This is a genomic window from uncultured Aquincola sp. (assembly GCF_964001545.1).
In the GTDB taxonomy this organism is placed as follows: Bacteria; Pseudomonadota; Gammaproteobacteria; order Burkholderiales; family Burkholderiaceae_C; genus Aquincola.
Genome location: NZ_CAXFDV010000522.1, coordinates 17,693 through 31,651, shown reverse-complemented (window position 1 = coordinate 31,651; position 13,959 = coordinate 17,693). Strand labels below are relative to the sequence as shown.

The following is a 13,959-nucleotide window of genomic DNA, read 5'->3' as shown; positions in this document are numbered from 1 at the left end:
TGCTGCCTTGCTGCAGGAAGTGCTGGCGCACGGCGGCCGGGTCGGTGCCGGCGGCCAGCACGGCTTCCTGCAGCTGCTCGATGGTCACGCCCAAGGCCTCGCACCAGTAGCGCACCACGTCCGGGTCGTCGGTGTCCACGCTGGTGGGGATCGGGTCTTCGGGCCGGCGGCTGCTGCTGGCGTTGTCGGTGTCGGTCATGCGGTCTCCTGGCATGCCCAGGCTGGGGCAACCGTCGTGCCGCCGGTCGGTGGCATCATGCGTCGCTGTGCCGTATCCCGAACTTGCCCTCCTGGTGGGCGTGCTGCTGCTCGCCACCCTGTGTGCCCACGGGCTGGCGCGGTGGCGGCCGCCCGACCCCCCCGCCGCCTACGCCGCCATCGACGGCCTGCGCGGTTACCTCGCCTTGATGGTGTTCGTGCACCACGGCGCCGTGTGGTGGGGCTACCTGCACACCGGCCAGTGGCGACCGCCGCCTTCGCGGCTGATGAACAACCTGGGCGAAGGCAGCGTCGCGCTCTTCTTCATGATCACGGCGCTGCTGTTCGGCGGCAAGCTGCTGCAGGCGCGCCAGCGGCCGATCGACTGGCTGCACCTGGCGGTGTCGCGGGTGCTGCGGCTGACGCCGCTGTACCTGGTGGCCATGGCCGCGATGTTCATGCTGGTGGCGCTGGTCACCGGCGGGCAGTTGCAGCAGCCGCTGCCCCAGCTGTTGGTCAATGCCGCGCGCTGGCTGCTGTTCGCCATTCCGGGGGCGCCCGACCTCAACGGCCTGCCGGTCACCTACGTGCTGGTGGCGGGCGTGGTGTGGTCGCTGATGTACGAATGGGTGTTCTACGCGGCGCTGCCCTGGCTGGCGCTGGCGCTGCGGCTGGCGGTGCCGCTGGTGGGCTTGATCGTCGGCGGGCTGGTGATCGCCTTCATCGCGTGGTGCGCGTCCATGACCCAGCCTTTGCAGTTCCGCTACCTGCTGCCCTTCCTGGGCGGCTTCGGGGCCTGCGTGCTGGTGCGCTGGCCGGGCTTTGGCCGGCTGGCGCAGCATCCGCTGGCCACGCCGGTGCTGCTGGGGCTGCTCGCGGTGGGCTTCCTGGCCCGGCCGTCGGTGTACTCGCCCTGGCCGCTGCTGGCCCTGGCCGGTGCCTTTGCGCTCCTGGCGGGCGGCAATACCCTGTTCGGTCTGCTGCACAGCCGCGCCGCGCGCACGCTGGGCGAGATGTCGTACGGCCTGTACCTGCTGCATGGCCTGCTGCTGTTCACGCTGATGCGCGTGGCCGCCGATGCCCGGGCCTGGTCGGCCGATGGCTTTGCGCTGGCACAGCTGGCGCTGGTGCCGGTGCTGGTGGGCCTGTGCTTCCTGGCCCACTTGTTGGTGGAGCGGCCCGCGATGCGGCGCGTGCGGGCCACCACGCGCTGGCTGCGCGATGCGCGGGCCCGCTCGGCCAGCTTCAGCTCACCACGGCCTCGCTGATCATCATCACCGGCTGCAGGTCGGTGTAGTTGGGGATGTCGCCCAGGATCTCCTGCGCCTTGGGGCCGAAGGCCGCCTGGAAGGCCTCCACCGAGTCGAAGAACAGCGAACAGGTGCCCACGTAAGGCGGCGGCGAGCCGGGCGCGCCGCCCGACAGGCCCTTGTCCACCGTGTAGCGCAGGCAGGCCGGGCCCAGCTTGTCCTGCACCATCGGCATGTGCTTGTCGCGGTAGTAGTCGTGGTCGAAGCGCGCCCCGGGCGCATGCGGGTACATCACGGTCACCTTGATCATTGAATGGCTCCTGCTCAGGCGGCCGGCATGGCCGCCGCCGCAGCAAGTTAGGCCAAGTGCCAGGGGGGCGCATCCGGCTCTACCCGGCCTTGCCAGGCCGGGGCTGCCGCGCCCGCGTCAACGCAGGGCGATGATCAGCAGCGCCGTGGTCAGGCACATGACCGCGTTGCCGATGCTGACGACGATGGCGCGGTCCAGCCGCCGCCCATGCTCTTCGTACAGCCAGGCGGCCATCGATGCATTGGCCCCGGCGAACACCAGCCAGGTGATCAGCGAATGCTGGTTGGAGCCATGCTGCTGCCACAAGGTGATGATGGTGGGCAGGTAGGCGAACAGCCGGGTGGAGTTGAAGAACAGGAACACCCAGCGCATGCAGCGCAGGTACAGGTCTGACGGGGTAGCGGGGCGGTCGGCAGCAGCGGCGGCAGCGGTGGCGTTCATGGGCGGGTCCTGGGGCTGGAGGCGGTCACCGCAGTCTGCGGTGCGCCTGGCGCCGCCGTCTTGAGCCGAGCTGAAACGGGCTGAATCCTTGCCCTTCAGGCGGGCATCAGGCTTCGATCAGGCCCCAGCGCAGCGCCACCAGCGTCAGCTCGCTCTGGTTGCTGGCGCCCAGCTTCTGCTTGACGTGGTACAGGTGCGTGCCCACGGTGCTGGGCGAAAGCTTCAGGTTCTCGGCGATCTGCGCCACGCTCAGGCCGCGGGCCAGTTGCACGAACACGCTGAACTCGCGTTCGCTCAGGCCTTCGGCCGGGCTGGTCTCGCCGGTCACGGTGGCCAGTGCCAGCGCCTGCGCGGTCGCCGGGTCCACGTAGGGCCGGCCGGCGCCCACCGCGGTGACGGCCGCGATCAACGCATCGGGCGCGCTGCGCTTGCCCAGGTAGCCCAGTGCGCCGGCCTTCAGCGCCCGGCGCGGGTGGGCCGTGTCTTCATGGGCCGAGAGCACCAGCACCCGCGCCTTCGGGTCCTGCGCCAGCAGGCGGCGCAAGGCTTCCAGCCCGCCCATGCCAGGCATGGACAGGTCCATCACCACCACGTCGGGCCGGGCCTGCGCATAGTCGGTGCAGGCCTGCTCGCCGTTGTCGGCCTCGGCCACCACCTCGATCTGCGCATCGGCCAGCAACATGCGAAAGCCCATGCGCACCAGCGCATGGTCGTCCACCAGCATCACCCGCAACAAGGGCGTCATCGTGTCTCCATCGGCAGGCACACCTCCAGCCGGGCACCGCGGCCCGGCGCCGGCAGCAGGGCAAAACGGCCGCCCAGGCCTTCCACCCGCTCGGCCAGCCAGCGCAGGCCGTAGTGGCCCGGCGCGCCGGTGTCGGGCGCCGGGCGTCCGGCGGCAGGGGCCGGCGGCGGGCCGTTGCCGTTGTCGGTCACCTGCAGCCGCAGGCCGTCGGGCTCGCGCCGCAGGTCGAGCGTGATGTGGCTGGCCTGACCATGGCGCAGCGCATTGGTCACGCCTTCCTGCGCGGCGCGGTACAGCGCCAGCGCGGTCTCCGGCGACAGGGGTTCGTCGTCCAGCGCCACCTGCAGGTCCAGCTGCACGCCGCGCTGGGCGCGGCGGGTGCGCTCGGCCAGGTCGGCCAGCGCCTCGCCCAGGCCGAAGCGGTCCAGCACCAGCGGCGCCAGCCGCGGGATGATGCCGTGCATCGCGTCATACAGGCGCGAGCATTCGTCGGCGATCAGCCTGGCCGCCTGCTCGGTGGGCGCGTCCTTGTCCTTGCTGCGCTGGGCGATGGAAGTGGCCATGCTGCGCATCGCGGTGACCGACTGGCCCAGCTCGTCGTGCAGTTCGCGCGCGATCATGCGGCGCTCCTGTTCCACATGCCGCTCCACCCAGCGCGCCAGCTCGCGGCTGTCGGACAGCTGCATCTCTGCCCGCACCGCGCGGCGCTCGGTCTCGATGTGGTCTTCCAGCTGGCCCACCATGCGGTTGAAGGCGGCGCCGATGGCGGCGGCTTCGATGCCCGGCAGCCGCGGCAGCTGCACGCCGAAGCGGCCGGCCTCCACCTCGCCGAGCGCGCCGACGATGCGCGCAAACGGCCGCACCGCGCGGCCCACCAGCCAGAACACCAGCGCATTGACCACCGCCAGCAGCACCAGGGCGGAGCTGACCATCGTCGTGGCGCTGTCCCAGGCGTCGATGATCGCGCGCGAGGCATTGGCCCGCACCACCAGCTTGCCGTCCGGGAAGCCGATGAACTGCTCGTCGGGCGGCGGTGACACCAGGCGCTCGAACCAGTCGGGCGCATCGCGGCCGGCCTTGTAGGGTGAAGGCGGCGAGTGGTACAGCTCGTTGCCCTGCGCATCGAGCAGCGAGATCTCGTTGGAGCGCACCCGGCCCACGCCCTCGAGAAACGCACGCATGGCCAGCGTGCCCTGGGCGGCATACAGCCACGCGGTGCGCTTGAGCAACTGGGCGGCCACGCGGTTGGCGGCCACCACTTCCTCGCGCACCGATTCCTGCATGTTGCGCAGCTGCAGGCCCATCACCGCGGTGAGGAAGAGCAGCGTCAGCGCGCTCACCAGCAGGTTGATCTTCAGCCGCAGGCTCACGATGGATCTGCCAGGGCAAGCAGCTCGGCCAGCGCCGCGGCCATGGCTGCCACCATCGCCGGCTGCGAGGGATCGTGGCCCGCGCCTTCGGCCCAGTGCAGCCGGGCCTGCGGCAGGCGTTCGGCCAGCAGGCGCGCACTGTCGGGCGGGCAGATGCGGTCGGCCGTGCCGTGCACCAGCTGCACCGGCAGCCGGCGCAGCGGCGCCAGTCGGTCCAGCAGCGGCGGGTGCTGCAGCCAGCAGCCGGCGTGCAGGTAATGGGCCTGCACCGTGTAGCGCTGCAGCAGCACGGCCAGCGCATCGCCTTCGGGGGGCGGCGCCATGGTGCCGGTGGCGCGGCGGGTTTCCAGCTGCCACCAGGCGCGGGCGATGGCGCTGCGCTCGTCGGCATCGCCCGCCGCGGCCAGAAAGGTGTCCACCAGCGGCATGAAGGGCTGCATGTCGGCCGGCCGCGCCAGGAAGACGCTGCGCAGCAGCAGGCCGGCCACGGCGGCGGGCTCGGCCAACGCGTAGGCCAGTGCCAGCGTGGCGCCCCAGGAGCCGCCCAGCACCCACCAGCGATCGATGCCCAGCGTGCGGCGCAGCAAGGCCAGGTCGGTCAGCAGGTGGGCGGTGGTGTTGTGCTCGATGCTGCCGGCCGGCAGGCTGCGGCCGGCGCCTCGCTGGTCCAGGCCGATGACGTGCCAGCGCGCGGGGTCGAGCCCGCGGTACAGCGCCGGCCCCAGGCCCGAGCCGGGGCCGCCGTGCAGCAGCAGCAGCGGCGGCGCGCCGGCCGTGCCCCACTGCTGCACATGCAACTGATGACCGTGCGAAGCCGCCAGCATGAACTGCCGGAAGGGCGGGGGACTGAGGGACTGCAGGACGTCGGGCACGGCCCCATCGTATCGGCCCCAACCCCTAGCCGCGTTCATGGAAATCATGAAGGGGGATTCATGCTCACCCGGCTGGCTGCGCGCGGCCGCAGCCGCGACCATGTGCCACGGGGCGCGATCGTGCCTCCGCAGCCGCCAACCGGCACTGCGTCACTGGAGAAAGGAGCCTTCTATGAACATGCAATGGCAAACCCCGGCGGCCATCGACTGGCGTTTTGGCTTCGAAATCAGCCTGTACGTCGCGAACCGCTGACGGTGCCCGGTCGCCGCGCCTGGGGCGATGCACGCCTCAGCCCCCGGCGACCCCTCATGCCTGACTGACTGCCTACCATGCGCATCACGGTGCTCGGCGCTGCCGCCGGCGGCGGCTTCCCGCAGTGGAACTGCAACTGCCGCAATTGCGCCGGCCTGCGGGCCGGCACGCTCAAGGCCAAGGCGCGCACGCAGTCGTCCATCTTCATCCGGCCCGATCACGGCGCCGACGGCGTGCTGTTCAATGCCTCGCCCGACCTGCTGACGCAGATCCGCGCCAACCCTGAACTGCAACCGGGCCGCGGCCTGCGCGATTCGGCCATTGCCGGCGTGGTGTTGATGGACGGGCAGGTGGACCATGTGACGGGCCTGTTCATGCTGCGCGAGCGTTCGCGCCCCGCGCCCGAGCGGCCCGGCGGCCGCGCGCCCGACCCGCTGCCGCTGTGGTGCACCGACGCCGTGGCCGAAGACCTGACCCACGGCAACCCGGTGCTGCGCGTGCTCAGCCACTACTGCGGCACCGCGCGCCAGCCCATCGCGCTCGATGGCGCACCCTTCAGCGTGTCGGGCGCCGATGGCCTGCAGTTCAAGGCGCTGCCGCTGGACAGCAAGGCCGCGCCCTATTCGCCCCACCGCGACAGCGGCGAGCCGGGCGACAACATCGGCATCACCGCCATCGACCAGCACAGCGGCCGGCGCCTGTTCTACGCACCGGGGCTGGGCGCCATCACGCCCGCGGTGTTCGATGCGATGAGCAGCGCCGACGCGGTGATGGTGGACGGCACCTTCTGGACCGACGACGAGATGATCACCACGGGCGTGGGCCCGCAGCGGGCGCGCGCCATCGGCCACCTGCCGCAAAGCGGACCGGGCGGCATGCTGGAAGTGCTGGGCCGGCTGCCGGCCAGCACCCGCAAGCTGCTCATCCACATCAACAACACCAACCCGATCCTGGACGAGGACTCGGCGGCGCGCGCCGAGCTGGCGCGCGCGGGCGTCGAGGTGTGCGAGGACGGGATGCAGATCACGCTGTGAGCATTGCGATGACCGCCACCACGCCTACCAATACTGCCGCAGCCTGGGACCGCGTCGAGTTCGAGGCGCAGCTGCGCGCCAAGGGCAAGGCGTACCACATCCACCATCCGTTCAACGTGATGCTCAACAGCGGCCATGCCACGCCCGAGCAGATCCGCGGCTGGGTGGCCAACCGGTTTTATTACCAGATCGCGATCCCCATCAAGGACGCGGCGGTGATGAGCAACTGCACCGACCGCGAGGTGCGCCGCGGCTGGGTGCAGCGCATCCTGGACCACGACGGCTTCGAGCTCACAGGCCCCGAAGGCACGGTGCGCGACCCCGGCGGCATCGAGGCCTGGCTGCGCCTGGCCGAAGCCGTGGGCCTGACCCGCGAAGAAGTGCTGGACCTGCGCCATGTGCTGCCGGCGGTGCGCTTTGCGGTGGATGCCTACGTGAACTTCGCGCGCCGCGCGCCCTGGCAGGAGGCGGTGTGCTCCTCGCTCACCGAACTCTTCGCGCCCGAGATCCACAAGCAGCGCCTGGCCACCTGGCCCGAGCACTACGGCTGGATCGAGCCCGGCGGCCTGAGCTACTTCCGCAACCGCGTGAGCCAGGCGCGGCGCGACGTGGAGCAGGGCCTGGCCATCACGCTGGACCACTTCACCACCCGGCCGCTGCAGCAGCGTGCGCTGGAGGTGCTCCAGTTCAAGCTCGACATCCTGTGGGCGATGAACGATGCCATGGCCACCCGCTACGGCGTGCAGGGGGTGGCATGACGGCCGTGACCCCAGAGACCGTGCCGCGCGTGGCGCCGGGCTTCCGGCTGCAGTGGGAGCCAGCGCAGGACTGCCATGTGCTGCTGTATCCCGAAGGCATGGTCAAGCTGAACCAGAGCGCCGGCGAGATCATGAAGCGCTGCGACGGCGCCAAGCCGCTGGCCGCGATCGTCGATGAGCTGGAGCAGGCCTTCAATGCCCAGGGCCTGCTGCCCGACGTCATCGCCTTTGTCGAGATGGCGGGCAAGCAAAGGTGGCTGGCGTGGACATGAACGCCCCGGCGACCCGGCCCGGCCCGCCGCTGTGGCTGCTGGCAGAGCTCACCTACCGCTGCCCGCTGCACTGCGTGTTTTGCTACAACCCGGTGGACTACGCCACCCAGCAGCAGGAGCTGGACACCGAAGGCTGGCTGCGTGTGCTGCACGAGGGCCGTGCGCTGGGCGCGGTGCAGTGCGGCTTTTCGGGCGGTGAGCCGCTGCTGCGCGACGACCTGGAAGTGCTGGTGGCCGAAGCCCGCCAACTGGGCTACTACACCAACCTGCTGACCAGCGGCGTGGGCCTGACCGCCGCGCGCGCCGAGGCGCTGAAGGCCGCTGGCCTGGACCATGTGCAGCTGTCGTTTCAGGACTCCACGCGCGAGGTGAACGACTTCCTCTCGCACACCAAGACCTTCGAGCTCAAGCACAAGGTGGCGGCCCTCATCAAGGCCCAGGGCTGGCCAATGGTGCTGAACGTGGTCATCCACCGCCTGAACATCGACCACATCGACCGCATCATCGGCATGGCCGACGAGCTGGGCGCCGAGTACCTGGAACTGGCCAACACCCAGTACTACTCCTGGGCGCTGGAAAACCGCGAGCACCTGCTGCCCACCGCCGCCCAGCTGCGCGCGGCCGAGGCCGCCACCGCCCGCTGGCGCGAACGTCTGGGCGAGCGCATGCGCCTCTTCTTCGTCGCGCCCGACTACCACGACGGCCGGCCCAAGAAGTGCGTCAACGGCTGGGGCAGCATGTTCCTCACCGTCACGCCCGACGGCACCGCGCTGCCCTGCCACACCGCGCGCATGCTGCCGGGGCTGGCCTTTCCCAACGTGCGTGAGCATGCGTTGCAGCACATCTGGTACGAGAGCGAAGGCTTCAACCGCTACCGCGGCACCGGCTGGATGAAGGAGCCCTGCAGCAGCTGCGACCAGCGCGAGCAGGACCTGGGTGGCTGCCGCTGCCAGGCCTACATGCTGGCGCAGGACCCCGCCGCCGCTGACCCGGTGTGCCCCAAGAGCCCGCACCACGGCGTGGTGGCGCAGGCCCTGGCCAAGGCCGAGCAGCCTGGCGGCGGTGTGGTGGAACGGCCGCTGGTGTTCCGCGACGCCTCCACCTCGCGCCGGCTGGCAGGCGCCTTGCCCCCAGGCTGACCCGCTCGCGGCGCTGACCGCGGCCGGGTATAACCGGTGCAGCCTGCGCCGGGTCGCGAGGGGTCGCCGTGAAGCCAACCATCCTCATCGTGGACGACAACACCGAGAACCTGATGGTGCTCGGCGAGCTGTTGAGCCCGCACTACCGCGTGCGCGCGGCCACCACCGGCGCCCGCGCCCTGCAGCTGGTGCAGCTGCAGCCGCGCCCGGCCCTCATCCTGCTGGACGTGATGATGCCGGGCATGAACGGCTACGAGGTGCTGGACCGCCTGCAGGAGCAGGAGGACACGCGGCAGATCCCGGTCATCTTCACCACCGCCATGGGCGAGGTGGAAGACGAGCACCGCGGCCTGTCGCTGGGCGCGGTGGACTACATCGCCAAGCCGCTGCGCCCGGCCATCGTCATGGCCCGCGTGCGCACCCACCTGGCGCTGGCCGCCACGCGCGAGCGGCTGCAATGGCGCAATGCCTCGCTGGAAGCCGAGGTCGACCGCCGCGAGAGCGAGAACCGCACCATCCAGGACGTGAGCATGCGCGCGCTGGCCCGGCTGGCCGAAACCCGCGACCAGGAAACCGGCAACCACATCCTGCGCACGCAGGACTACGTGGAGCTGCTGGCCAACCTGGTGAAGTCGCACCCGCGCTTTGCCGCCGAGCTGATGCCGTGCAACATCGAGCTCATCGTCAAGTCGGCGCCGCTGCACGACATCGGCAAGGTGGGCATTCCCGACCGGGTGCTGCTCAAGCCCGGCAAGCTCACCGACGAAGAGTGGGCGCTGATGAAAACCCACGCCCGCCTGGGCGGCGAGGCCATCAGCCGCGCGGTGGACGACATGCAGGAGCCGGTGCCCTTCCTGCGCTTTGCCAGCGACATCGCCACCCACCACCATGAACGCTGGGACGGGCAGGGCTACCCCGACGGCCTGGCCGGCGACCGCATTCCGCTGGCGGCCCGCATCATGGCGCTGGCCGACGTGTTCGACGCGATGATCTCGCGCCGCGTGTACAAGGCGCCGATCGACTTCGGCCGCGTGCGCGAAGCCATGGCCGGGCAACGGGGCGGGCAGTTCGACCCCGACCTGCTCGATGCTTTCATCGCCCACTACGACGAGTTCTGCGCCATCGCCCGCGCCCGGCCCGACGAGGCCCTGGCCTGACGCCCGCGGCGCGCTGACCGGCCCCACGGCGGATGACCCGATGGCCCCCACCGCCCCTGCTGCGCCGCGGCTGGCTGCGCCTGGGGCTGTGGCTGGTGGCCGCGCTCACGGTGGCCGGCACGGCGCTGACCTACGGCGCCCTGATGGACCGCCAGCTGCTGCAGCTGGAAGCGGTGGCCGACACCCGGGCGCGGCAGGCCGGGCGCTGGCTGCAGGTGCAGCTGCAGCAGGCCCAGCGGCGGGCCACCGCCACCGTGGCCGGTGCGCCCTACCGCGACTGGCAGGCCAGCGGCGAGCCTGCGGCGCTGCAGCGGCTGCTGGAGGCCGCCGTGCAGCTGCGCCAGGCCCTGGGGCAGGACCAGGTGCTGCTGCTCGACGACTTGGGCAGCCTGCTGGCCAGCGAGCGGCCCGCGCCCGGCCTGCCACCGCTGACCGCGCTCACCGCGCGTGAGGCGCTCGCCACCGGCCGCCCCAGCCACACCGGGCTGGCGGCCACGGCCGCCGGTGGCGCGGACATCGACCTGCTGCTGCCGCTGCCGGCCGATGGCGAGCGGCCGCGCGTGGTGCTGGTGCTGCGCTCGGACGCCGGCGGCTTCCTGCAGCCGCTGCTCACGCTGCCGCCCCTGCCCGGCGCCAGCAGCGCCGCCACCTTGCTGGTGCGCCAGCTGGGCGAGCAGCTGTACGGCAGCGCCGGTGAGCCGCCACTGTCGCTGGCCGACCCGCGGCGACTGGCGGCCCGCGTCATCCGCGGCGAAGTGCCGCTGGGCCAGGTCACCACCGGCACCGATCCGCAGGGCCGCGCCGTGCTGGGCGTGGTGCAGCCGGTGGACGATGCGGGCTGGTTCCTGGTGGCCCGCATCACGCGGGCCGAGGCGCGGCTGCAGGCCGCCATCGGCAGCCTGTGGGTGGTGCTGGCCGGCCTGCTGGCGATGCTGGCCATCGGCGTGACCGGGCGCCTGCGGCGCAGCCAGCATGCGCTGGAAGACGCGCGCCGCCAGCAGGCGGCGCAGGCCGAGCGGCTGCGCGGGCTGGCCCTGATGCAGGCCATCGCCGAAGGCTCCAGCGACGCCATTTTCGCCAAGGACCTGCAAGGCCGCTACGTGCTGTGCAACCGCGAGGCCAGCCGCATCATCGGCCAGCCGGTGGACGCGGTGCTGGGCCGCGACGACCGTGCGCTGTTCGCGGCCGAGCAGGCCGAAGCGGTGATGGCCAACGATGCGCAGGTGATGGCCGAAGGCCGGCTGCGCAGCTACGAAGAACGCATCGACACCGCGCTGGGCGCGCAGGTGTTCCTGGCCACCAAGGGCCCGCTGCGCGACGAGCACGGCGCGGTGGTGGGCATGTTCGGCATCTCGCGCGACATCACCCACCGGCGGCAGGCCGAAGAAGCCCTGCGTGAAAGCGCTGCGCGCTACCGCTCGATGGTGTCGGTGCTGGATGAAGGCATCCTGGTGTTCGATGCGCGGCTGCAGCTGCTGGCCTGCAATGCGCAGGCCGAGCGCTTCTTCGGCATGACGCTGGCGCAGCTGCAGGCGCCCGGCATGCTGCAGCGCTGGCAGCCGCTGCGCGCCGACGGGCGGCCGCTGTCCTTCGACGAGCTGCCGCTGGCGCGCACCCGCCGCACCGGCCACCCCTGCCGCAACATGCTGGTGGGCGCGGCGCTGCCCAGCGGCATGCGCTGGCTGATGATGAATGCCGAGCCGGTGCGCGACGGCGACGACGACCGGCTGACCGGCGTGGTCACCTCCTTCAGCGACATCACCGAGCGCTACGTGGCCGAAGGCGAGCTGCGCAAGCTGTCGATGGCGGTGGCGCAAAGCCCGCTGGGCATCGCCATCAGCGACCTGCAGGGCCGCATCGAGTACGTGAACGAAGCCTTCAGCCGCATCAGCGGCTGGTCGGCCGAGCAGGCCATCGGCCGGCCGCACCACCTGCTGCAGCCCGACCGCGCACCGGCCGAGCACGAAGAGGCGATGCGCCGCCAGCTGGCCGCCGGCCAGGCCTGGTCGGGCGAGTTCAGCAACAGCCGGCGCAATGGCGAGCCATATGCCGAGTTCGTGCAGGCCGCGCCCATCCGTCAGCCCGACGGCCGCATCACCCACCACCTGCTGGTGGTGGAAGACATCACCGAGCACCAGCGCATCGCCAGCGAGCTGGACAGCCACCGCCACCGGCTGCAGGAGCTGGTGGACGAACGCACCCGACAGCTGCAGGACACCAATGCGCTGCTGGTGGCCTCGCGCGACAAGGCCGAGGCCGCCAACCGCGCCAAGAGCGCCTTCCTGGCCAACATGAGCCATGAGATCCGCACGCCGCTCAACGCCATCGTGGGCCTGACGCACCTGTTGCGGCGCGATGCCCACGGCGACATCGAGCGCGAGCGCCTGGCGCGGGTGTCCGAGTCGGCCGACCACCTCCTGCAGGTGCTCAACGACATCCTCGACCTCTCGCGCATCGAGGCCGGCCGGCTGACGCTGGCCTGCGGCGACTTCTCGCTGGCGGCGCTGCTGAACAGCTGTTGCGCGCTGGTGGCCGAGCGGGCCGGCGCACGCGGCCTGAGCCTGACCGTCGACCACGCCGGCGTGCCCGACGCCTTGTGCGGCGACGCGGCGCGGCTGTCGCAGGCCTTGTCCAACCTGCTGAGCAATGCCGTCAAGTTCACCGAGCGGGGCGGCATCACGCTGCGGGTGAGCGCGCAGCCCGAGGGCACGGCCGAGCGGCCGCTGCTGCGCTTCGAGGTGCGCGACACCGGCATCGGCATCGCGGCCGAGCATGTGCCAGGCCTCTTCGGTGCCTTCGTGCAGGCCGATGGCTCCACCACCCGCCGCTTCGGTGGCACCGGCCTGGGCCTGGCCATCACCCGCCGGCTGGCCGAGCTGATGGGCGGCGAGGTGGGCGTGCAAAGCCAGCTCGGGCAGGGCAGCTGCTTCTGGTTCACCGCCCGCCTGCAGGCCGGCGACCCCGCCGCCGCGGCCCGCCACTGGGCGGCGCCCCGCACCCAGCAGTTCGAGCGGCTGCTGCAGCGCCACTGCGCCGGTGCGCGTGTGCTGCTGGTGGAAGACAACCCCGTCAACCAGGACGTGATGCGCGAGCTGCTGCAGGCCGCCGGCCTGCAGGTGCAGCTGGCGGCCGACGGCGCACAGGCCCTGGCGCGCCTGGCAGCGCCCAACAGTGCCGCGCCGCTGCCCGACCTGGTGCTGATGGACCTGCACATGCCGGTGATGGACGGGCTGGAAGCCACGCGGCGGCTGCGCGCCGCCCGGCCCGCCGGCGCCCGGGCGCTGCCGGTGCTGGCCATGACGGCCAGCGCCCTGGGCGAGGACCGCGAGGCCTGCCTGGCCGCCGGCATGAACGACCACCTGGCCAAGCCGGTGCAGGCCGGTGCGCTGTACGCGATGCTGTGGCGCTGGCTGCGTGCCGACGCCACCGCGGACGACGACGGCTGGCCGGACGGCGATGCAGCGCCCACGGCCTTGCCGGCCACGCCGGCGGGCGTTGCCGCGGAGGGCGCTGGCGCGCCGTCCTGGCTGCAGGTGCCCGGCCTGGATGCCGACCAGGCGCGGCAGTACCTGGGCGGCCGGGCGGACGTGCAGCGCCGGGTGCTGCGCCAGTTCGCCCTGCAGTACGAAGGCGAGGCCGCACGCCTGGCCGCGGCCGTTGCGCAGGACGACCTGGCGACGGTGCGCGCGGTGGCGCATGCGCTGCGCAGCGCGGCCGGTGCCATTGGCGCCACTGCCGTGGCCGCCGACGCCCGCAGCACCGAAGCCGCCGCCCAACGCGCCGATGCGCACACCGCCCCGGCCGCGCTGGCCGCCGGCCTGGCCCTGGCCGACCGCACGGCCGAGCTGGTGCGCGACATCCGCGTGGCCCTGCAGGCCGATGCGGCCGCCCACCCGCCACTGGCCGATCCCGGCGGCGGCGCACCCGTGCCCACGGTCACGCTCGACCGGCTCGAGGCCCTGCTCGGCGCATCGGACTACGACGCGCAAACGCTGTTCCGCTCCGTGGCCGGCGGTTTGCGCCGCAGGTCGCCGGAACAGGTGGACGCCATGGAGGCGGCTTTGGCCCGGTTCGATTACGACGAAGTGCTGGTCCTGCTGCGCGGGCTGCGCAGCGCCACGCCGGCCGGTAGGAGGTGAGCACGCCGGCCGCGGTGGCTG

General features: G+C 72.0%; 14 protein-coding genes. 8 read left to right on the top strand and 6 right to left on the bottom strand.

The features are described 5' to 3' along the window. Nucleotides 1–199: DUF3606 domain-containing protein (locus ABNT58_RS17845; RefSeq protein ID WP_348754789.1), on the bottom strand; the 199-nt coding region annotated here is incomplete at its 3' end. 100 nt (nucleotides 200–299) lie between these two features. Here ABNT58_RS17845 and ABNT58_RS17840 point away from each other — a divergent pair. Continuing rightward, nucleotides 300–1,466 (top strand): acyltransferase family protein, encoded by a 1,167-nt coding sequence (locus ABNT58_RS17840; RefSeq protein ID WP_348754788.1) that lies wholly within the window; start codon nucleotides 300–302, stop codon nucleotides 1,464–1,466. Here the strand turns inward: ABNT58_RS17840 and ABNT58_RS17835 are convergent. From ABNT58_RS17835 to ABNT58_RS17815, 5 genes are all read right to left on the bottom strand, one after another. Then, nucleotides 1,444–1,758: an EthD family reductase gene (locus ABNT58_RS17835; RefSeq protein WP_348754787.1), complete on the bottom strand. Its 315-nt coding sequence runs from the start codon at nucleotides 1,756–1,758 to the stop codon at nucleotides 1,444–1,446. The two genes, ABNT58_RS17840 and ABNT58_RS17835, sit on opposite strands and share 23 nt — an antisense overlap. Nucleotides 1,759–1,875: 117 nt before the next feature. Beyond that, entirely contained in the window at nucleotides 1,876–2,199 is a 324-nt protein-coding gene (locus tag ABNT58_RS17830; RefSeq protein WP_348754786.1) for a hypothetical protein, read from the bottom strand. Nucleotides 2,200–2,305: 106 nt separating this feature from the next. Further along, nucleotides 2,306–2,944, bottom strand: coding sequence for a response regulator transcription factor (locus tag ABNT58_RS17825; RefSeq protein ID WP_348754785.1), 639 nt, complete (start codon nucleotides 2,942–2,944; stop codon nucleotides 2,306–2,308). Next, on the bottom strand, nucleotides 2,941–4,314 hold the full coding sequence (locus ABNT58_RS17820; RefSeq protein WP_348754784.1) for an ATP-binding protein: 1,374 nt from the start codon (nucleotides 4,312–4,314) through the stop codon (nucleotides 2,941–2,943). The genes ABNT58_RS17825 and ABNT58_RS17820 overlap by 4 nt, the downstream gene beginning before the upstream one ends. Further along, nucleotides 4,311–5,186 (bottom strand): alpha/beta fold hydrolase, encoded by an 876-nt coding sequence (locus ABNT58_RS17815; RefSeq protein ID WP_348754783.1) that lies wholly within the window; start codon nucleotides 5,184–5,186, stop codon nucleotides 4,311–4,313. The genes ABNT58_RS17820 and ABNT58_RS17815 overlap by 4 nt, the downstream gene beginning before the upstream one ends. A 37-nt stretch (nucleotides 5,187–5,223) precedes the next feature. Here ABNT58_RS17815 and pqqA point away from each other — a divergent pair, with 37 nt between their 5' ends. The 7 genes from pqqA (at nucleotide 5,224) to ABNT58_RS17780 (ending at nucleotide 13,938) form a co-directional block, all read left to right on the top strand. After that, a complete protein-coding gene (pqqA, locus tag ABNT58_RS17810) occupies nucleotides 5,224–5,439 on the top strand; it encodes a pyrroloquinoline quinone precursor peptide PqqA (RefSeq protein ID WP_348754782.1) in 216 nt (71 codons plus the stop codon). Nucleotides 5,440–5,516: 77 nt separating this feature from the next. Next, nucleotides 5,517–6,473, top strand: a complete 957-nt coding sequence (gene pqqB, locus ABNT58_RS17805) for a pyrroloquinoline quinone biosynthesis protein PqqB (protein ID WP_348754781.1) — start codon at nucleotides 5,517–5,519, stop codon at nucleotides 6,471–6,473. An 8-nt stretch (nucleotides 6,474–6,481) separates the two neighbouring features. Beyond that, nucleotides 6,482–7,231 (top strand): pyrroloquinoline-quinone synthase PqqC, encoded by a 750-nt coding sequence (gene pqqC / locus ABNT58_RS17800; protein ID WP_348754780.1) that lies wholly within the window; start codon nucleotides 6,482–6,484, stop codon nucleotides 7,229–7,231. Continuing rightward, a complete protein-coding gene (gene pqqD, locus ABNT58_RS17795; RefSeq protein WP_348754779.1) occupies nucleotides 7,228–7,503 on the top strand; it encodes a pyrroloquinoline quinone biosynthesis peptide chaperone PqqD in 276 nt (91 codons plus the stop codon). Before pqqC ends, pqqD begins: the two co-directional genes overlap by 4 nt. After that, the gene (pqqE, locus tag ABNT58_RS17790) at nucleotides 7,500–8,642 is read left to right on the top strand and encodes a pyrroloquinoline quinone biosynthesis protein PqqE (RefSeq protein ID WP_348754778.1); all 1,143 of its coding nucleotides are present in this window, start codon (nucleotides 7,500–7,502) and stop codon (nucleotides 8,640–8,642) included. Before pqqD ends, pqqE begins: the two co-directional genes overlap by 4 nt. A gap of 68 nt (nucleotides 8,643–8,710) precedes the next feature. After that, nucleotides 8,711–9,799 (top strand): HD domain-containing phosphohydrolase, encoded by a 1,089-nt coding sequence (locus ABNT58_RS17785; RefSeq protein ID WP_348754777.1) that lies wholly within the window; start codon nucleotides 8,711–8,713, stop codon nucleotides 9,797–9,799. A gap of 32 nt (nucleotides 9,800–9,831) precedes the next feature. Beyond that, nucleotides 9,832–13,938: a PAS domain S-box protein gene (locus tag ABNT58_RS17780; RefSeq protein WP_348754776.1), complete on the top strand. Its 4,107-nt coding sequence runs from the start codon at nucleotides 9,832–9,834 to the stop codon at nucleotides 13,936–13,938. Nucleotides 13,939–13,959 lie beyond the last annotated feature (21 nt).